Origin of the sequence: Lacunimicrobium album, assembly GCF_052161635.1 — a bacterium.
Classification (GTDB): Bacteria; Planctomycetota; Planctomycetia; order Planctomycetales; family Planctomycetaceae; genus SXPC01.
The window spans coordinates 2,910,492-2,929,388 of record NZ_CP197413.1; the positions used below are offsets into that span (position 1 = coordinate 2,910,492).

General features: G+C 53.8%; 14 protein-coding genes and 1 tRNA gene. 6 read left to right on the top strand and 9 right to left on the bottom strand.

The annotated features are described in order from the left end of the window. Positions 1 to 221: 221 nt before the first annotated feature. Positions 222 to 3,605, bottom strand: a complete 3,384-nt coding sequence (locus SH248x_RS11565; RefSeq protein WP_459554427.1) for a hypothetical protein — start codon at positions 3,603 to 3,605, stop codon at positions 222 to 224. Between the two features lie 100 nt (positions 3,606 to 3,705). Continuing rightward, positions 3,706 to 5,079, bottom strand: a complete 1,374-nt coding sequence (locus tag SH248x_RS11570) for an ArnT family glycosyltransferase (protein WP_459554428.1) — start codon at positions 5,077 to 5,079, stop codon at positions 3,706 to 3,708. 337 nt (positions 5,080 to 5,416) lie between these two features. Between SH248x_RS11570 and SH248x_RS11575 the strand changes: the two genes are divergently transcribed. From SH248x_RS11575 to SH248x_RS11595, 5 genes are all read left to right on the top strand, one after another. After that, the gene (locus SH248x_RS11575; protein WP_459554429.1) at positions 5,417 to 6,874 is read left to right on the top strand and encodes an ammonium transporter; all 1,458 of its coding nucleotides are present in this window, start codon (positions 5,417 to 5,419) and stop codon (positions 6,872 to 6,874) included. A 209-nt stretch (positions 6,875 to 7,083) separates the two neighbouring features. Then, entirely contained in the window at positions 7,084 to 7,422 is a 339-nt protein-coding gene (locus tag SH248x_RS11580; RefSeq protein ID WP_459554430.1) for a P-II family nitrogen regulator, read from the top strand. A 135-nt stretch (positions 7,423 to 7,557) separates the two neighbouring features. Next, positions 7,558 to 7,896: a P-II family nitrogen regulator gene (locus SH248x_RS11585; RefSeq protein WP_459558610.1), complete on the top strand. Its 339-nt coding sequence runs from the start codon at positions 7,558 to 7,560 to the stop codon at positions 7,894 to 7,896. A gap of 178 nt (positions 7,897 to 8,074) precedes the next feature. Beyond that, positions 8,075 to 10,738: a bifunctional uridylyltransferase/uridylyl-removing protein GlnD gene (gene glnD, locus SH248x_RS11590; RefSeq protein ID WP_459554431.1), complete on the top strand. Its 2,664-nt coding sequence runs from the start codon at positions 8,075 to 8,077 to the stop codon at positions 10,736 to 10,738. A 284-nt stretch (positions 10,739 to 11,022) separates the two neighbouring features. Then, on the top strand, positions 11,023 to 11,184 hold the full coding sequence (locus SH248x_RS11595) for a hypothetical protein (protein ID WP_459554432.1): 162 nt from the start codon (positions 11,023 to 11,025) through the stop codon (positions 11,182 to 11,184). A gap of 212 nt (positions 11,185 to 11,396) precedes the next feature. Here SH248x_RS11595 and SH248x_RS11600 read toward each other — a convergent pair whose 3' ends face one another. The 3 genes from SH248x_RS11600 to SH248x_RS11610 all read right to left on the bottom strand — a co-directional run bounded on the left by SH248x_RS11600 (position 11,397) and on the right by SH248x_RS11610 (position 14,030). Further along, complete coding sequence (locus tag SH248x_RS11600) at positions 11,397 to 11,768, bottom strand: STAS domain-containing protein (RefSeq protein WP_459554433.1); 372 nt, start codon at positions 11,766 to 11,768, stop codon at positions 11,397 to 11,399. Between the two features lie 98 nt (positions 11,769 to 11,866). Further along, a complete protein-coding gene (locus SH248x_RS11605; protein WP_459554434.1) occupies positions 11,867 to 13,054 on the bottom strand; it encodes a S1C family serine protease in 1,188 nt (395 codons plus the stop codon). A 136-nt stretch (positions 13,055 to 13,190) separates the two neighbouring features. Next, positions 13,191 to 14,030, bottom strand: a complete 840-nt coding sequence (locus SH248x_RS11610; protein WP_459554435.1) for a hypothetical protein — start codon at positions 14,028 to 14,030, stop codon at positions 13,191 to 13,193. 603 nt (positions 14,031 to 14,633) lie between these two features. Here SH248x_RS11610 and SH248x_RS11615 point away from each other — a divergent pair. Beyond that, positions 14,634 to 14,708: transfer RNA gene (locus SH248x_RS11615), tRNA-Cys, on the top strand. Between the two features lie 48 nt (positions 14,709 to 14,756). On the opposite strand, the gene SH248x_RS11620 is transcribed toward SH248x_RS11615, so the two are convergent. The 4 genes from SH248x_RS11620 to SH248x_RS11635 all read right to left on the bottom strand — a co-directional run bounded on the left by SH248x_RS11620 (position 14,757) and on the right by SH248x_RS11635 (position 18,848). Further along, on the bottom strand, positions 14,757 to 15,920 hold the full coding sequence (locus SH248x_RS11620) for a tyrosine-type recombinase/integrase (RefSeq protein ID WP_459554436.1): 1,164 nt from the start codon (positions 15,918 to 15,920) through the stop codon (positions 14,757 to 14,759). A gap of 700 nt (positions 15,921 to 16,620) precedes the next feature. Next, the gene (locus SH248x_RS11625) at positions 16,621 to 18,198 is read right to left on the bottom strand and encodes a YfjI family protein (RefSeq protein ID WP_459554437.1); all 1,578 of its coding nucleotides are present in this window, start codon (positions 18,196 to 18,198) and stop codon (positions 16,621 to 16,623) included. Continuing rightward, a complete protein-coding gene (locus SH248x_RS11630) occupies positions 18,195 to 18,491 on the bottom strand; it encodes a hypothetical protein (protein ID WP_459554438.1) in 297 nt (98 codons plus the stop codon). Before SH248x_RS11630 ends, SH248x_RS11625 begins: the two co-directional genes overlap by 4 nt. Before the next feature lie 135 nt (positions 18,492 to 18,626). Then, a complete protein-coding gene (locus SH248x_RS11635; RefSeq protein ID WP_459554439.1) occupies positions 18,627 to 18,848 on the bottom strand; it encodes a hypothetical protein in 222 nt (73 codons plus the stop codon). Positions 18,849 to 18,897: the final 49 nt, after the last annotated feature.

Here is an 18,897-nt window from a genome sequence, read left to right on the forward strand (position 1 = left end):
AGACAAGTCGTTTTGTCTAGGTTAACGAGGTGTGGAGGGAAGATGCGAGGGGGGAATGCTGGCTTATGCGGGATGAGAAGAAGACTTTTGCCTGTGCTCTCCTGGCAATGAAAATCGGTCTTTGCCTAGCGCTCACCCTCATCCGTCAGCGAAGCGCTGACACCTTCTCCCCTCAAGGGAGAAGGGACCTACATCGCTCCGCTCAAGGAGTATAGGAAATATTAGCGGGGGTTGGGGGCGGAGAAGGTTGGGGGTGGGGCGTAGCGGGGGGCTTGGTAGTCGTTGTTGAAGTTGAAGTTTTGCGTGAAGCGTCGGAAGGAATTGTTCATCAAGCCCGAGCGAGATTCGACCACGGGGGCTTTCACCTTGCCGCCGACGTGGACCTGGACGATGCCTTCTGTGGCCTGACGTAACATCGGAATATCCATAATCGAGTTCACGAGAGGAACAGGTGACTGGTTTCGAGGAATTTTCGAGATGAGGTCCATCGAGATGATTTGATCAAACTGGATGTAGCCGTTGCCTGACATTCCGATCGAGGAGCCAATCAATTCGATCTGGTCGAAGTTGAACCGGCTGTTGGCGATGCCGAAGTCTGCATACGCGTAACGGAATGCGGTTTTGTCGGGTGGGACGAATTTCAAGACATTGAAGAGTCGAATGAAGAGCGGTAGCTCGTAAAGTTCAGCCTGATCAATCCAGAGCTGGCCACGTCCCGTGACTGCGTTCATCTCTGTCCCCTGCCCTGTCAGGTCGATCCAGCCATTCATGTTGCCGCGGATCTGGCTGGCACCGTAGCCGTTGAGTTGAGCCCAGTTGGCGAGGGAGCCGCGGGTGAGTTCGACGCGAGAACGGTAGTCGAAATTCTTATTGAGGGTGAGGATCGAGTCGAGACTGACGATGCCTTCAAAAATACGTCCCTGAATGCGATCGTCCAAGGAAACCGTCTTGGGAGCCCCGGGAGACTGAGCTCCGAATGTCTGGCTTGATCCAAAAATGAGTTGGTTATTGACCAGCTTGAATGGACCAGACACTTGAGTAATCGGGTACCCCATGAAAAAGAGGGAATCGATATTCAACTGTCCGAGCATCTCGGTATAGCTGGGAGTCATGACTCCCTGCAGGGTGACTTTCCCGGTGATTTTCTCGATGGGCATGTCGAGATCGAGTGTCATGCCGGCGGTGTTGAGAACCAAGTCCCAGGCGGCTGTGACGGCGGGGTTCGCTTCTTCGTGCGTTCCTTTGAATTCGACGCGTCCTCGCAGGGAGAGGGGATCGCGGACCTTTAGGTTTGTTACGACCGTGCGAATGTTTGACGGGAGTGCAGCGATGAGTTCGTCGTTGGGGACGATGTTGTCCAGGTGCATGTCCTCCAGGCGAGCGGTCCAGAACTGAGGGTTCTTGATGACGTTGCCTTTGAGGGAGACCAGTGTTGTTGAGTGTTGCGCGGTCACCTTGTGAATCGTGACGAAGTTTTCGCCAAGAGCATCTTTGCCGTAGGTGACTTCCGATTTCACTCGATCCAAACGATACGGCAGGAAACTGGGGGTCAGCTCTGCTTCTTCGGTGGTGATGTAAGGAAGGGCAACTTCGACCCCTTTGTCGCGATGCTGTTTCACTTCAATTTTGGCATTGAACGTGCCTTGAGGGCTCAGCATCTGCCAGAGCTTTTCGCAGTCGTTATGAGCTGTCCCGACTGCGTGGCGTAGTGCAGTATCGAACTGACCATCCTGAGCGATGATCTCGAAGGCGTTGACGTATTCGGGGTTGGCAGGATCGATTTTGCCGACTCCCGACAGGTTGGTATTGAGGTGACGGCCAGTCACATTGGAAAACGTCCAGACATTGTTATCGAGGGAGAGATCGCCCGTGACGTTTTCGATCAGATACGGAAACAGATCCCAGTTCATCGACGCATTGGCGAACTGGATTTTTGACTTTTGCTGATGTCCCCGCTTGGTCCCCTGCGGGAAATAGATCTGATGCTGGGCAGTGAGTTCACCTGTCAGGTGGAACTTACGAATCAATGTTTCCACGTTGTCTGGCAAAGCGGAGATAAATGCCTCGTTGAGCGGCAAGTTTTCGAAATGAATATCGAGCAACGTTTCATGATCCGGGCCCGGGCGTCTGGTGTGACCTTTTAACTGAATGGGGCGATCTCCGGCCATGCCCTGCATGTCATAGACAAGCAGAGGAATTTCCGAGTCGGGGTGCTGATGGATCGTGCCGCGGATGTGTGTGAGCGGGTATGGGAAGGAGTTGGGTCTTGCGGTTCCGTCGGTCACGGTCAATGAGACGAGGTCATTGTGAATACCGGTTTCGTCGGTGCGGATGCGGAACTGGGCATCAAAGGTGCCAGTGGCATTCAAGTGATTGATAATGCCTTGAACACCCTTGGGAGCAGTTTCCAGGAAGCGATCGGTGATCTGGACATTCGAAACATTGATGATCATGCCCGCCGAGGGAGTTGCGGTCTTCACTTCAGACACAAAACGCACGCCGGTCGCCTGTGTGTTACTGAGCAGAGACAGGTCAACCGGGACTTCGCCCGCCAGATCGAGCTGAGTCTGGCCAGACATGCCGGTCATGTCATTGATATGGAGACCGGACTGGTCGAGCGTGATTTTTCCGTTGAGACGCTGCATCGCCATGGGGAGGCGTGGGTGGTCGATGAAGCCTTCGAGGATATCGACATTGGCTGAGACATCGACGGGCTGGCCTGACTGCTTTCGCATGATCGAGAAGTTGACGTCCGCGAGCATGCGAGTCTGCAGCAGGTTTTCCGGCGCGACGCTCGGGAGAGTCGATGCTTCATCCCATGGCTTGAGGGAAGCCGTATGCTGAAGTTTGGGCTCAGGAGCCAGTCGGGCGTGAAACTGGTCCACTTTCGGCTTGAGGTCGGGCAGCATCGCGAGGACGAGGTCGACCAGTGAGTTGCCGAACTGGAGTTGATCGAGGTTCCCTTCAACGAGAAAGGTTTCATTGGTCAAGGAGTACGCAGCCTGAAAGTCGAGTTTGCCGGCCTGGCCACCATCCGCTTCGCAGGCGATCTGAAGGATCTTCTCGTCGGTCGTGTTGACCCTCAGTTTGAGATTGCGCAGTGCATATTGAACTGTGCGTCCTATTTGGGGATCATCAGCGGAGATCCGCACAGTGCCGTCGTTGATCTCGATCGGAGGTGCTTTCTTCCCTGTTGTTTTGATGGGAGGAAAGTTCGTGATCGTCCATGTGCCGTCAGGAAGCTTACGAACCTCAAGGAGAGGTCGATTGAGAACGATCTTAGCGAGTTCGATCTGCTGGGTACGCTGATAGAGATCCCAGTTGACGCCGATCTCTGTGTCGGGGACGTAGATCATGGTTGCGTCGAGCATCGGGTCTTTGAGCTGGAAGTCGGTCAGCTGCAAACGACCGTCAGACGTCAAATACGCTCCGGATAGTTTGAAGTCCCATTCCGGCGCAAACTGATGAATTGCCTGACTGACCTGGTATTTCGTCAGTTCTGCACGATGCTGCCAGATCCAATACATGATCCCGAACGCAGCCACGGAGATCGTGACGACGATGACGAGAGTCATTTGAATCAGGCGTTTGCAGAAGGTGAACATGAGAGGCGCTAGGAGTTAGGCGCTGGGCGCTAGGGAAAACAAAAGAAGACAACAGGTAATTGTGATCATTGACGATGCGAAACGTGGGCCGGATTGGGAATCAGGCGGGGATTTGGGAAGTTTTCGAGGCTTTCGTGAGAGATCCGAGGATTAGGTGAAGGGCGTAAGCTGACAGCGACATGAGGGGATATTCCAAAGGAAGGCGGTATCGCAGTGAGCTGACGAACAACATGTGCAGTAATCCGAAGAACGTAATCGGTGCGATCGTCACGACCGCGATGAGCAGCTTCTGTTCTCGCGAAAATTCGTAACTGGTGAACGCCCACCAGGCGCCGAGAACCGCCAGCAACAGCAACGGCGTTGCGTGAACAGCAACCGCAAGTGTGGGACCGAGGCCGCCAAACTGGCTGGCGTTCGGCCAGGGCTTCCAATAGCGATAGGCTTTGATGAAGGCGAGTTCGATCGCGTGAGCGGGGTGGGAGAAGGCGTAGTTCCAGCCGCGTCTTTTGTATTCCTGGTCCATCTCGTATTCGGACATGGTGGCCATGAGGTTGTCTTCTTCGAAAAACCGCATGTCGCTATCGCCGGTGGCGTCGGGGCGGAAGCCGTCGTAAAGGCTGGGGCCCATCCAGAGGGTTGTGAGGATGAACTTGTTGGTGACTTCGTAGTTGCGGTAAACCCATGGGGCCATAGAGAGAGTGAAGGCGAGGAAGAGAGTGAAGCAAGGGAGAAGACGAATTAAGAATGACGGCTTTTTATCAGTTTGCAGAGATCCCTCATCCGACCTCGGCAGTATTGATTTGCGAACCTGTCGGTTCGACTCAGCCACCTTCTCCCCGGGGGAGAAGGAGCGGAAGAACGAGGCGAGAGCGAAGAGGACGATCATCGGATACCAGCTGGGGCGTTGATAGGTTGCCAGCGCGACGCCGATTCCTGTCAGAATTGCGAAGAGGATCTGGCTGCGAACGGACTTCGCTTTCCACCAGGCAATAAAGAAGGAGAGGTTGATCAGGACCGCGAATGCGAACGCTGTCTCGCTTAAAAAGACGACCGAGAAGATGGCTAGTGGCAGGGAGATGGCAGCCCACATGCCTGCGGTAAAGGCAATCTTCGTGTTGAAGAGCTGCCAGGTGAGGACATAAACCATCATGCAGGACGCGGTCCCGATGACGGCGAGGAGCATACGGGCTGGAAACGGCTTATCGCCGAAGAACGCGATTGAGGTCGCGAGGATGGCCGGGAAGCCGGGCATGCGGTGGACCTGGCGTGGCGGATTGTAAATCTCGTACGGCTGGCCTGTGACGATCTTTTGAGCCAGCATCCAATAACCGGATGCATCTCCTTCGATGAGGTCAAAACGCCCGGGCTGGGAATCGAGCTGGCGTTGGATGGCAATGCCGAAGCCGACACGAATCGTCAGCGCGACGATCGCGATTATGATCAAAGCCATTACAGGAGAAGGAAGTTGTGGCATGCCGTCGTCATGACGTTTTAAGGAGAGAAGTGCATTGCTTGAGGGGGGTGAAAGGCGTGGGAGTGTACCCCGAGTCGACGAAAAGGGTCAAGACGGGGTTGTCGGGCATTAGTTCTGGTCAAGACAGGTCAAAATACGTGGCAAATTACGGGTACTTCTGAATTGTATTTTACTGACATGCCGGTCAGAATGAGCGAGCGTTTTCCCTCGCCTTACATCACAAAAAGGCGCTCAGAGGTAGAAGGAAACGACTGGAAATGGGGCTTTTTCGGTTACACAACTTTTAATCTGAAGTGCACCCGCCGGTTGTTGTTCGTTCAACAGTCCAGGAGAACCTATGTTACTGTCTCGTGTTCAGCTTCTGCGTTTGGCGATGGGAGCATTCTTACTCGCCGTAACGCTTGGTAGTTCGGTGATGGCGCAGGAAGGCACGACGCCTGCGGAAACGCCTGTCGTAGCGGCGGAGAGCGGAACTGCTGTCGAAGCTGCGACGCCTGCTAGAGAGCAGGTTGTGTTTGATACGGGCGATACCGCCTGGATGATGGTTTCCTGTCTTCTCGTTCTCATGATGACTGCCCCTGGCCTGTCTCTGTTTTACTGCGGTCTGGTCCGCAAGCGAAACGTTCTGAGCGTGATCATGCAGTGTATGTTCCTGATGGGGATGATGTCGGTGGTGTGGTTCGTCTACGGCTACAGTCTGGCCTTTGCCCCTAGCATTCCTGGAACCATGGGTCTGGTCGGTGGATTTGACAATCTGTTCTGGAAAGGCGTTGTGCCTGAATTGAACGCTGATGGTACTGTCTTTACCCCTGCCAACTTCACAACGCCAGCAGTTGTGTGGGCCGTTTTCCAGATGATGTTCTTCATCATCACCCCTGCCCTGATCTGCGGTGCTTATGCAGAGCGGATGAAGTTCTCTGCCATGGTTGCCTTCAGTCTGCTGTGGGGAACATTTGTGTACTGCCCACTTGCTCACTGGGTCTGGTCGACAGAGGGATGGCTGAGCGAGTTCAACACCCTTGAAGGGGGCGCGAAATTCCTAGCTCTCGACTTTGCAGGTGGGACCGTCGTTCACATCAGCTCTGGTGTTTCTGCTCTCGTTTGCGCCATCATGATCGGCAAACGCCTTGGCCACGGCCATGAGCCAATGCCACCACACAACCTGACCTATACCAGCATTGGGACTGCCCTGCTGTGGGTGGGTTGGTTCGGTTTCAACGCGGGTTCTGCCGGCGGTGCATCGACTTTCGCGGTCAACGCATTTGCCTGTACCCACATGGCTGCTGCCACGGGTCTGCTGACCTGGGCCATCCTTGAGTGGGTCATGCGTGGCCATCCTTCCATTCTCGGAGCCTGCACCGGTGCAGTCGCTGGTCTGGTTGCCATTACGCCAGCCAGTGGTTCGGTCACTGTTCTTGGTGGGGTGATGATCGGTTTGATTGGAACTGCTGTCAGCTACTTCGCCTGTACGACACTTAAGGGAATCTTCAAGTACGACGATGCTTTGGACGTCTTCGGAGTTCACGGCATGGCTGGTATTTCAGGTGCGCTCCTGACAGGTGTCTTCGCATCGGAAGTCATCAAGCCTGGCTTTAAAGGTATGCTCGAGGGTAACACTCAACAGCTGATCAATCAGGCTGTCAGCGTTGGTGCTGCGGTCGGTATTGCAGTGGTTGGTTCAGTGATCATTCTGGGACTGATCAATGCCACGATCGGGTTGCGAGTCTCTAAAGATACTGAACTGCAAGGTCTCGACCTCAACGAGCACGGCGAAGAAGGTTACATTTTCGTCTAATTGGCTCTGTCTTCAGTTTCGCTTGATCGGCATCCCGGGTTTGGATAAACGACGCACGTTTGTCCAACTCGATGCTGCATTGAACCGGTGAATCTGATCTAATCAATACTTGTTGATTTCAAGCCGACGATTTGAGACCGCGAGCGTTCACTCCAGCTGTCCTGTCCTCGGCCCTTTCTATAAAAAAATCCAAACATGACGGTGACCATATGAAAAAAATTGAGGCTATTATTCGCCACTTTAAGCTGGAAGAAGTCAAAGATGCTTTGACTGCAGTCGGCGTGCAGGGAATGACGGTGACGGAAATTCGCGGGTTTGGTCGTCAAAAAGGCCATAAAGAGCAATACCGCGGAGCTGAATACACAGTTGACTTCCTGCCGAAGGTCAAAATTGAGATCGTTGTGCCTGATACCAGTCTCCAGGCGACTGTTGATGCGATCGTCAAGACGGCTCGCACGGGACAGATTGGTGATGGTAAGATCTTCGTGAGCAATCTCGAAGAGACGATTCGCATCCGTACTGGCGAGACGGGCGAAGAATCGCTGTAGTATCATCTGATTGATCGATCGGGCCGACCGATTGACGTGACGAACAGGATTTCACAACGAGTGGTCGCTGAATCTCTGGATTGAGCGACCCTTGTTGTTCCTGCTTGTGCCACTGTCGGTGGAGAAGATATGAAACTGAAACGCCTGACGGCGATGATCCGAAGCTACAAACTCGATGAAGTGAAAATGGCTTTGGTCAAGACGGGTATCTTTGGAATGACAGTCTCCGAAGTCCGGGGATTCGGGCGCCAGCGCGGCCATATCGAGACATATCGTGGGGCCGAATATCAGATTGATTTTGTCAACAAGCTGAGCCTGGAAGTCATCGTGCCCGAGGAAAAGCTGCAGTCCGCGATCGACGCTGTCGTCGGCAGTGCCAGAACGGGCGAGATTGGCGATGGGAAAATCTTCATCAGCGAGATTGAAGATGTCATCCGCATCCGCACCGGTGAAACCGGTTTGCAGGCCCTGTGAAGCGAGATGAACCATCTGGAAGCAAGAAACGCAACCACGGATGAAGACAGATTGACACAGATCAAATTGCTACCGATAAATCGATCCTCGAAGAGACCCGTTTGAATCTCTTCTCTTGATTCGATCTGTGTGAATTCGTGTTTAACTGTGGTTCTCTTTACTCGAATATGCGAGCGGCATGACTGAAAACTGGATCAAAGACGATAAGGCCCGCATTCAGCAGATTCGTCGTTTGGTCAGCAGCCAGTTTGAAAAGCGAAGTCAGGCCTCAGCTTTGGGTGGTCTGCTGACGGAATGGACAGATCAGTTTCTGATCAATCTGGCCACGGAATCGATCGCGTTTCACCAGATCACCGAACGCCAGTCATCGCAGGATGTCGCCATCATTGCTGTCGGAGGCTTTGGACGCGCGGAGCTTGCCCCTTACTCAGACATCGATCTGCTTTTTTTGTATCGCGATACGAAAGCAGCCTGGTTCGAGCCGGTTGTTGCGACGATCGTTCGACGCTGTTGGGACGGCGGGCTGAAACTAGGGCATAGCCTGCGCAAGCTCAATGAAACGATTTCGCTGGCGAAGGAAGACATTCAGGTTGCGACTTCGCTGGTTGATACACGTCTGATCTGGGGCAGTGAATCGCTGCATCATGATTTACGGACGCAGTACGATCGCATTGTTATCAAACGTCGCTGGTCGCAATTCTATGTGGACTGTGTCAAATCGCGCGAAGAAGAACGCAATGAGCATGGCCAGTCCGCTCAATACCTTGAGCCTGATGTGAAACGGGCTGCTGGCGGGCTGCGAGACATCCACCTGATCCGCTGGCTGGCCTATTCGCTGACCCAGGAAACAAAGCTCGACATCATCTGGAAACAGGGGCTTCTTTCTTCAGAAGAGTACGAAGCAGTTCGCGTGGCACAAGAGTTCTATACACGGATCCGCTTCTACCTTCACATGGGATCTGGACGTTGCTACGACATTCTCTCGCGCAATGAACAGCTTCGGATTGCCAATGCTCAAGGGTATAAACCAACCCCTGTGCAGCAGCCGGTCGAGCAGTTCATGCAGAAGTATTTTCAGCATGCAACGACTGTCCGAGAGATTACGAATCGCTTCACGCAACGCAATCGGCCCGGGCGTCGTGTTATGCAGGCGTTCTCGTCACTCTTTACTCGACGCATTCAGCGCCACTACCTGCTCCGACCCGACGAGATCGATGTTGTCAGCGGCGCTTTAACCGAGGTCACACAGTCTCTCGAGCAGACTCTCAAGTTCTTCCAGCTTTCCGAACGTTATTCGCGCGAGCCGAACCCGCTTGTTCTTGATCTGATCCAGAAAGCCTCGCCGAATGTTCAAGAAACTCTCAGTCGCGAGGCAGCCACAACGTTCCTGGAAATCCTCAAAGATCCACAGACCCTCGGCAAGACGATTCGCCTGATGTACGAATACGGAACACTCGAACGAGTCATTCCTGAATTTCGACATTGCCGGGGCCTGCTGCAATTCAATCAGTACCACAGCTACACGGTCGATGAGCACACCATGCGTGCCGTCGAAGCAGCGCAAAAACTTGAGTATGATGCTGATCACATCGGACGTGTCTACCGCTCGTTAAAGAACAAAGAGATTCTTTACCTCTCGATCATTCTTCACGACATGGCGAAAGGCTATGAGGAAGACCACTCGATCCTGGGGGCGAAATTAGCGATCGAAGTCGGACATCGACTTTATCTGCCCGAAGATCAGGTCAAGCTGTTGTCGTTCCTGGTTCGCTGGCATTTACACATGTCCGACCTGGCACTGCGTCGCGATGTGAACGATCAGAAGATCACGTCGACCTTCGCCCATCTGGTCGGCGATTCCAACTGCCTTCGTCATTTGTATTTATTAACGGTGGCTGACATTCAGGCGGTCGGTCCGGGAGTCTGGACGCAGTGGAAGTCTGACCTGCTGAAAGAGCTTTACGACAAGACGCTGGGGCACTTTGGTGAAGAATCCGAATCGCCGCGACTCAATGTCGTCAAAGAAGAAGACATCCTGACGGCTCTGAAGCAACGCAAGGAACTGGGGCAGTGGAATGAAACTCTTTCAGAGCAGTTCACGAGCCTGTATCAAAGCCTGCCTTTGCAGTATGTGCATTCCAATACATTGCAGACAATTCAAGATGATTTGATTCTGATCAGTCAACTGGCTGAAAATGATGCGCGTGTTTCAGGACGCTTCGATGAGGTCAGCGGGCTGATCGAATATCTCATCATCGGACGTCATGGTTTCTCGCGCGGTATCTTCGAACGGATCTGCGGCGTCCTCACAGCAATGCGATTAAAAATCGTCACTGCTCAAATCGCGACCAGTAAAGACGGGATCATTCTGGACCGCATTCGATTGACCGATCAGGACTTCCCGCAGAAGCCGCCGCAGTGGCGGATCGATGAAATTGCAGAGGTTATCAAGGAGCACTTGTATCGACCAACCTCACTTGAGAAGCTGTTCAAGAAATACAAACGCTACGGCAATCTTGAGAACACGCCGCCCCTGGCTGAGCTCCCATTGCGTGTCGTGCCCGACCAGAACAGCAGTGATCACTACACGATCATCGACATCTTCGCTCATGACCGCCCTGGCCTGCTGCTGACCATCACGCGTGCCCTCAATGAGTTCGGCATGTCGATCGTGATGGCGAAGATCGCAACGCATTACGATCAGGTTGTCGACGTCTTCTATGTCACAGACGAGCGTGGCGTTAAGATCGATGATCCGTATAAATTGAGCAAGCTTGTGACAACGATCGAACAGCGTCTGCATGAGTTTGAAGAGCGTGGCTATAAACTGTTTCAGCAATGATCACGCAAGGGTGACAACGACAGTGACCGAATTGTCACTCCAGACCTGTTTCGCATGTGCGCGCCTGCGCACAGATCAATTCCTCTTCTCCGCGCGCAGGTAACATTGAATTTTTTCAAAGACGAAACAAATTAGACTTCTCGATATGCAACCCAGGATGGTATAACACCGCCCGCGATGGTTGCTGAGCGATGTTTCTGTCTCCCCCATCTCTGCACTTGATGACATGTCCGGTGGACAGTCTGGTCCACAACAAAGCACTTCTACTCAAGATGGACAACTGCATGCTCCAACACTTCGAAGCATCTGTAGGTGACATTTTCATCGTCGGAACTCATCAGGTCACTGTGCTCGATATCAAGAATGGCGAAGTTGAACTCTGTATCGAATCAATTGATCCGGACGCTATGCACGAGATGGCCGGCCTCGACGAACTGTGCCTGTAGCCACAGACTTGCTCAAACGCGATCGATCGATGACCGCGCACGATAACGAATCAATCACCCGTTCTGCGCAGTCACGCTGAAACTGTCGTCACGGCTTATCTCCAAACCGTTGATCTCCAGAATGAATAAAGGCCAGTCAGTCATGCTGCTGGCCTTTTTGATTTTGTGAGTCTTCCAATGACAGAATGATCGCGGTGCATCACCCCCCTGCTCTACGCCTGGGACAGCCCTGAAACTCCGGCTGAGGGATCCGGGTAAATCGGCCAGATCGAATCCAGACGCGTCACAGTGATGATGTCCATGCAGTAATTCGAGGCACCACACAGCGCCATCTTCGAACCATCGTTCTGCTTGACGCCGTTCCAGATCTGCAGCAGCAGTTCGATGAAGGCTGAGCCGAAGAACTCGACGGATGTCATATCGATCAACAGCGACTGGCCGGGCTTGATCTGGCGAGACTGCTCCAGCAACACTGCGCGGTGCTTATCGATCTGGTCTGCTCCCCAGCGTGAACTGCAAGCTGCCAGATGCAGAACCGTGACTGCTCCCTCGTGTTTCGCCAGTGGACTTGTTGTTTCACTCATGACATCGCCTTTGTTCAATTTCATCGACCAGCGTCGTCTTTAATTTAACTGTCTGCCTGCCATCCGTCCATCATTGAACCTGCATCATTTAATAAGCATCATTGAGACGCGGGGGCAAATGCCTGCAGTTCGATGGGCAAGGTTGTCGATTCGGTGCCCCGAACCACTTTGACGTCGACAACGTCTCCCACCTTCTTGCTCCCCAGGATTCGAAACAGATCGTTGACACTGGTCACTTCCTGATCGTTGATGGCAACAATCAGGTCTCCCAGGAGGATCCCGCGGTCAGGATCGAACTCACTTCCACGCAGCCCTGCATTCGATGCAGAGGTATTGGGGAGTACGGTCTGGACGATCACGCCCTGCACTCCCATCTTCTGTGCGATACTGTCATCGAACGGAACTATGCCCAGCGTCGGACGATAGACTTTCCCATGCCGAATCAGCTGTGGCGTGACTTCGTTAACCACATCGACTGGTACTGCGAAACCGATTCCCGCAAAAGCGCCTGATGGAGAGATGATCGCGGTATTGATTCCAATCATCAAGCCTGCACTATCGAGCAGCGGGCCACCTGAGTTACCAGGATTGATCGCGGCATCCGTTTGAATCACGCCGCGGATTGTCTTGCCGTTTGCTGTATCAATCTCTCGACCCAACCCGCTAATTACCCCTGTAGTCAGAGTATTATCGAGACCGAAGGGGCTGCCGATGGCAAAGACTTTCTGTCCAACTCGAAGGTTGGGCGACTGACCAATCGGAATCGGTACGAGCGCCTTGCCACGCGGATCAATGCGCAAGACCGCCAGATCACGATCAGGATCACTTCCCACGAGGACTGCATCATAGGTCGTGCGATCCCATAACGTGACACGTGCCCTGCTGGCATCGTGGATGACGTGATCATTGGTGACGATGTAACCATCGCTTGACCAGATGACGCCAGTTCCTGTCCCGCGCGGAATTTCGGTCGCCTTGAGATTGAATCGGTTCTGCTGGAGATAAAACTCGCTGGTCGTGATGTGAACGACACTGGGGGACGACTGCTCGAAGATCTGTATCGTTGACTTTTCGTCTTCTGCCAGATCCCCGCGTACCACGATTTCACGCGATTTCGCCGTCGGGTCAAACAGGCTGATCGCCACCGGCCCCATCATGCGGAAAAACAGGACCCCGCCACAGACGAGCAACGCCAGGACGAGCCACCCATTGACATAGGGAACGCTCGACGACGGTGGCTGTGCGTTGACATATTTCTCGTCGGATGGCAGATGAGGCTGATTCATACCGCAAAAAGGCCCTGTCGGGGCAGTTGGTGAAGTCACCATCTGATCGGGTGATCAACCTCGTCAGACGCTGCCCGCAGACTGACGAGGTTTTTTATCTTTCCCAGTGTAACGCCGACAGAATTGACTGTGAACGTCAGACAAGTGATTTCGCGGCTTTGGAGATGCGTGAAACAGCTTCGTCGAAATCTTCCTTGAGTTCATCAGGGAGGCGATCGATGATCTCGGGGTGATCTTCCATCATCTGAGCGGCTTTGGACATCTGAGCCAGACAGCGACGTAAAGTCTTCTCGATGATCTCTTCGGGAGACATTGCTTTAGCAGCTGCGGAATTGCCATCTGATTCCGGACGATTGCCGCGAGCTTCGCTGCTGAAGGGGCTGTAAGGAGCATTTTCACCAGGAATCCGCTGATTCATCCCAGCCATCGCCGGGGCACTCATCGCCCAGTCATCCCCTTCCGAAGACCATTCACGATCCGCAGCGGAAGCTCCGCCACCAAATTCATTGGTTTCAAAAGGAGGACCATCCGTATCGCGAACTTCCGTATATTGGCCGCCGATCGCTTCAAAGGGAGCATCTTCTCCCGGCGATTTCAGGTCTTCACCATGCATCGCGCGGCGCCAGGCCTTCATTTCCGCGACCGTGGCATCCTGATCCTGAGCCCATTGCAGGCATTCAGCGGAGTCTTCCCAGTTGATCGACAGATAAAAGTGCGACCAGCTGAGCGCACCGTATTCCTGATAAACGTCATGGAACTTCTCCCAAACCCGACGACGCTGGTAAATCTGGTCTCCCGAAAGCCCGACGAGGTTCCCAAAGTCCGCGTCTGTCCGGCCTTTCGAGTAACGCTGTGTCCACTGAGTCGCGCACTGCCCGATGACCCAGTTACACCGGCTGAGTGCATTGCGAGCGGTCTTGATGAGGGCTTCTTCGGAGTCGAAATTCAGGGGTTCGTCCGACGGAGAATTCGTCATGCGATTGCGTCCATTCTGTCACCGGCGTCAAGAGTGACTCATTGACGCAAGTCGTTGTTCCGTAATGTCAAATGGACCAATCCCTGTCCCGAAAACCCTCTTCCTAAAGGAATATGGTGTGCCATGCTCACAGCTTTGGGGGTGAGCATGCTTCTTCGATTGAACGAAGACGTCAGAACATGCTTGCTCAATACGCAAGCAGGCACATAGCTAGCCCCATTCTAACCAGCCAGCTCGACTCGTCCAATGACGAAGGGCGGAAGAGCGACAGGATCTGCTGACCTCCCTCCCCTGTGGTCGCTCCACAACGCGCAAACTATCACTCCGCAAACTGGACAACCAAGGGAAGATTCACTAACCTTTTCGATTACAGGGACTGTATCGATCAGGCAGGTTTAATCGATTGTGGGTCAACCACATTCGATTCGACAAAACGTCTCAAAAGCGTTAAAGCCCATACAACCCGATGGCCGATCATTACGGTTATCACGATCGAGACAACTTTTCGCGGGATTCAACCTTCGAACTCCGCGAACAAGACCGACTCAAGCCGTGTCAGTCAGCCACCAGCCGACTGTCACGTTCAAAATCAGAACAACGCAAGGTGGCGTAGCCAAGTGGCCTAAGGCGACGGATTGCAAATCCGTTATTTCGTCGGTTCAAATCCGACCGCCACCTCTCTCTAAAAGCATACAAGCCAATGGTTTGTGTGCTTTTTTTATTGACTTAGAGAGAGTGGGAAACAGCGGTTTCCGAAGCAGTGTTAGTAGATTTGTTAGTAGCTGCTGACCAGATCGTTTCCGCCGTCGCTTGGGCATCCGTTCCGACGTAGAACTCCATCGTCGTGTTGATGTGTTCGTGTCGCATCATTTCCCGTAAGACGGTCGGCATCACCCTGCGTGACCAGCGGAAACCAAAGCTCCGGCGCAGGTCGTGAGCACCTGCCCAGCGGGTCCCCTTCCCTGTCTCACCAGTTTTGACTTTCGCCAAACATCCGAAGTTGGCGATGTATTTGGAGACGGCGGTCACTCCCATTCGCTTTCCCGTCCAGGAACGCTTCGGGCGGGGATTGAAGACATAACCCGTCCTGTCCTGTTCGGGGATCGACTGGACAAGGTCTGCGAATTCCGGAGCCATCGGGAGCAATCGCTCTTTCCTCCCCTTCTCCGCATGTCCGCGAATCACGAACATCGGATACTTGCCTGAGAAGTCCATCCCGATTTCATCGTTCCGTTCCCAGTGGACCTTCAAGGCTTCACCCAATCGTAAGCCAGACGTCCAGAGTCCTTTCAACAGAAAGTCCCAGTCTGAGATGTAGGCCGTGTGCTTCTCGACTTTGAACTCATCTTTGATCTTTTCGAGCATCCGCTCAAACTCTTCGGCTGTGATCGGTCGTCCTTTCATTGTGTTGACACGCTTTGGCATTCGGAACTTTGGAACGAATGAGATCATCTTTTGTTCCAATGCCCAGCGGAGCATCACACGAATGTGTCCCATGACCGACTTGATCGACGCGTCTGTCTGGCCAGCCTTGCGTAATGCCGACTGGAACTTCGTCAGAACACGTTCATCGATTGCCCGCAATCGTTTGGGGTCGATGTGCTTTTCAATCAGGCTCATGGCCGTTTTGAATTTGCTCTGATAGTTAATGGATCGACCGGGATAGTAGTGTTGTTCGAACTGTTCGCGGAATCGCTCCCAGCTGATGTTGATGTTCTCGCAAAATGTCCCGTTCTCCAGCTGGACTTCCAGATCAGCGGCGAATCTCTCCGCTTGACGTTTGGTCGTCGTGCCGGTCGTTCTAGTTTTCTGCTTTCCCGTGACGGGATCGCGCCAATACGCTTGGAAGCACCGACCGTCGGGCTTCATCAATGCAACTTTCACCATCATCGAAACCTTTCTTCAAAGAGTGTTGAATAACCAGCGGATGAACCGCTCATCACACAGTAACCGACTATTGATCAACGCGCAATCGGATAATCCGGTTCATGGTCAACTTCCGTTTCGCGAGAAAACTGGACATTATTGCGCGCCTAAAAAGGGACAAACTTGACAAAGTGACGCCTAAAAAAAGCGTTCACCCCATAACCCCCTCAAAAAGCTGAGGACTAAGGCCACAGAACCGCACTTATCCGTCCGACATTTGCTGGCGTTATTTTTGAGAAATCAACAGGTACTCCTTTCTGAATCCACGTCGACATGCGGTCGGGAAACAGTCGGCGCGCCAAGTAGGTCTACAAGTCGGCGGGTCCCTCCCAGGGGGCGGGGCTTCGCGGGGCGAAGGCGACCGCGCCGAAAACGCTCATCGGAAAGAAAAAAGGGAGACCAGACGGTGATCGGTCCGGGTCCTTCCCTGCCGTTTGGAAATCGACTACGGGTCACCATCGCAGGGTTTTTGTCCGTAGGCGCTGAAAAACAGGGCTACATCAGCATCACTTCGAAACGCGTCAACTCGTCAACTTGTCACCATCAATAGAACTCAAACGTCGCATTTCTCAAGTCACCAGATAGTCGTCGAAGTCCTTGACGCGGTTCGAAGATGTTTCAGCGGTGACAAGTCGACAGGTCGACAAGTCGGGTTGTGTAGTCATCAATCGAGCGGGGGTTGCGGACTGGCGACAAAGTAGCGGACCGGCGGGCCGGATGGTGCGGGGTGGTCTTCATACGCTCCCCATCCCTCCGCCTCCAGGCGGTCCAATATCTTTTCAGCTCGGTCGGCTTTCCATTTCAGGCCACGGTACAACTCGCGAACGCTGATTGATCCTCCAGCGTTGTTGATGCGCCGTTTGATCAGATCCGTTTCGGCGTGTTCCCGCTCTTGGAATCGTCGTCGCAGGTCACGTGAGGAATCACCATGAAACAGAGAATAAATTCGCAGGGCTTCCCGCTTGAACCACGTCACCAGCTCGATTGCAGCGGATAATGTTTTCGCGGGGATCTCGACGGACGGTTCGTCGTCGCTTCCCTCCGACCAGGTCATCAGGTGAAGGATCAACGCCAAACGCGGGGTGATCCCTTCCAACTTACTCCAGGCAGCGGCTAAGTCTCCGACGTATTCGTTCCGTTCCGTGTTGTGGGTTGCGTAGAACTCAATCCAGATCGGTTTCGCATCCCCTGCGAATCGAAACGTCAGCGGCTCGACTTCGATATCCCAGGATTCCCCGGTCACACCGATCTGACGCGTGATCCGGCTGTCTCTCAATCGGAATAGACGATCGATCAGATGACCGTAGAAACTCCTCATCCCGTCGTCGATCTCCGCTTCGGACCATTCGTTGATCCGGCGGACGGGCCAAGCCGTCAGAATGCGACCAGCCAGTCCGGAATCGCGGTGATCGGCGCTCATCAGCTTTGCGAAGATGCTGGGTTGAACCGCTCCGACGATCGACAACAACATCCGTTCCAGGAAGATGGTTCGGGGTTCGCCGGTCTTGCGATCCAGGCGGTAACGCTCCCCGTTGAACGTCTTCAAGTAGAAACTGCGATCACTAGCGACTTTCCCGTTGTAACCTCCGAAGCCTCCCAGCCAGCCAGATAATTCCTGATTGACCATCAGCAAGCCGACAGGATTGTCATTGAGTATCGGAATGATGCTTTCGACCGTCGTGTCATCGATCGTCATGCGGGAGCAAACGGGACGCGGTCCGGGATGCGGAGTTGACCAGCCTTCGCCGGGCTTCCCTTTCTTGCTGTCCCGTTCATAGTTGTCAGCCAGCGGCTTCCATTCGGCGTATTCAACCTGCCAGGCTTTGAAGTCGATGGCTTCCCGGTTGTCGATGGGTTCGGTCACGAATCGCAATGGCGGGCTTTTCTTCTCCCCCGATTCCCCGACGATCATTGCCCAGAGACAACACGGCTCGATCCAGCCCCGTTTCACCTCGATCTGTGACGTCGTGCCCATCACTCCAGCGACGACGGACATCATCGGGAGTCCGAAATAAGACACGTCACAGCCGACCGCGTCCGCGCCCAGGCTGGCGATGCGTGCCCAGTCGTCGGGTAGGCTTCCGACCGGGAACGGATCAGGCATCAGCGCATCAGAGAATCCGGTTTCCGAGGGGTCGAGGGGACAGGTCGGTTCGACCGGGGGATCAGGTGGCAAGTTCGGTTGTGATCGTGGCGGCTTCTTGCCTTTCACGCTGGCGAGGATCTCATCCTTGAGACTCATTGATCACCTCCGGCGTTCTCCAGGAGAATGCGGAAGGCCATTGCCCATTTCGGATCGACCTGCGCTGTTTTCAACAGCTGCTCTTTGATTTCTTCACTCAGCGGTGCGATGATACCGAAATGATCCTCCGCGCGGATCTTCCGGCCATCTGGCATGTGATGCGTGCATCCCAGAAGATGGGAATGCTGTTCAGGATCGAACTTTGGAAGTGGAGGACCGTACCAGACGAACGGTTCGGGACGCGGGCGACGAAACGGATTGTCATTGCCATCAGGCGTAGCGGTAGCTAGCATTCGTTGAGTCCTTTCAACTCAAGGAAGGAAATCACCCGCCGATGTCTTTAGTCGGATCAAGCGGGCGGAAAGCACAAAGGGGTTGGGGGTGTTGTGAAGAACACTCCCCGCCCCTTGCTTATTGAGCGATCACGATCAGGAACTCGCCTGTTCGTGTTGACGGATGGCATTGTCCAGGTAGGCCAGCCAGTCTTCGCCGCGAATGAAAACGCGGCCGTGAATCGGAACGGTTCTCAGGCCATTGCGTTTGGCCATCCGAAAAGCATGTTGGCGAATCCCGGATCGCTCCAGAAACTCGTCTTTCCCGTAAACTTCCCCGGCTCGAATTGTCCGGTCTGTGGTGACCTGTCTGGCCATGTTTCAAACTCCTGTCAATCATCCGTGAAACGGTTCGCGACTGAACGTC

Excerpts from the sequence above, each read along its gene's own strand:
- SH248x_RS11565 (WP_459554427.1), bottom strand. The coding sequence starts at position 3,605 with ATGTTCACCTTCTGCAAACGCCTGATTCAAATGACTCTCGTCATCGTC.
- SH248x_RS11570 (WP_459554428.1), bottom strand. The coding sequence starts at position 5,079 with ATGCCACAACTTCCTTCTCCTGTAATGGCTTTGATCATAATCGCGATC.
- SH248x_RS11575 (WP_459554429.1), top strand. The coding sequence starts at position 5,417 with ATGTTACTGTCTCGTGTTCAGCTTCTGCGTTTGGCGATGGGAGCATTC.
- SH248x_RS11580 (WP_459554430.1), top strand. The coding sequence starts at position 7,084 with ATGAAAAAAATTGAGGCTATTATTCGCCACTTTAAGCTGGAAGAAGTC.
- glnD (WP_459554431.1), top strand. The coding sequence starts at position 8,075 with ATGACTGAAAACTGGATCAAAGACGATAAGGCCCGCATTCAGCAGATT.
- SH248x_RS11595 (WP_459554432.1), top strand. The coding sequence starts at position 11,023 with ATGCTCCAACACTTCGAAGCATCTGTAGGTGACATTTTCATCGTCGGA.
- SH248x_RS11600 (WP_459554433.1), bottom strand. The coding sequence starts at position 11,768 with ATGAGTGAAACAACAAGTCCACTGGCGAAACACGAGGGAGCAGTCACG.
- SH248x_RS11605 (WP_459554434.1), bottom strand. The coding sequence starts at position 13,054 with ATGAATCAGCCTCATCTGCCATCCGACGAGAAATATGTCAACGCACAG.
- SH248x_RS11610 (WP_459554435.1), bottom strand. The coding sequence starts at position 14,030 with ATGACGAATTCTCCGTCGGACGAACCCCTGAATTTCGACTCCGAAGAA.
- SH248x_RS11620 (WP_459554436.1), bottom strand. The coding sequence starts at position 15,920 with ATGATGGTGAAAGTTGCATTGATGAAGCCCGACGGTCGGTGCTTCCAA.
- SH248x_RS11625 (WP_459554437.1), bottom strand. The coding sequence starts at position 18,198 with ATGAGTCTCAAGGATGAGATCCTCGCCAGCGTGAAAGGCAAGAAGCCG.
- SH248x_RS11630 (WP_459554438.1), bottom strand. The coding sequence starts at position 18,491 with ATGCTAGCTACCGCTACGCCTGATGGCAATGACAATCCGTTTCGTCGC.
- SH248x_RS11635 (WP_459554439.1), bottom strand. The coding sequence starts at position 18,848 with ATGGCCAGACAGGTCACCACAGACCGGACAATTCGAGCCGGGGAAGTT.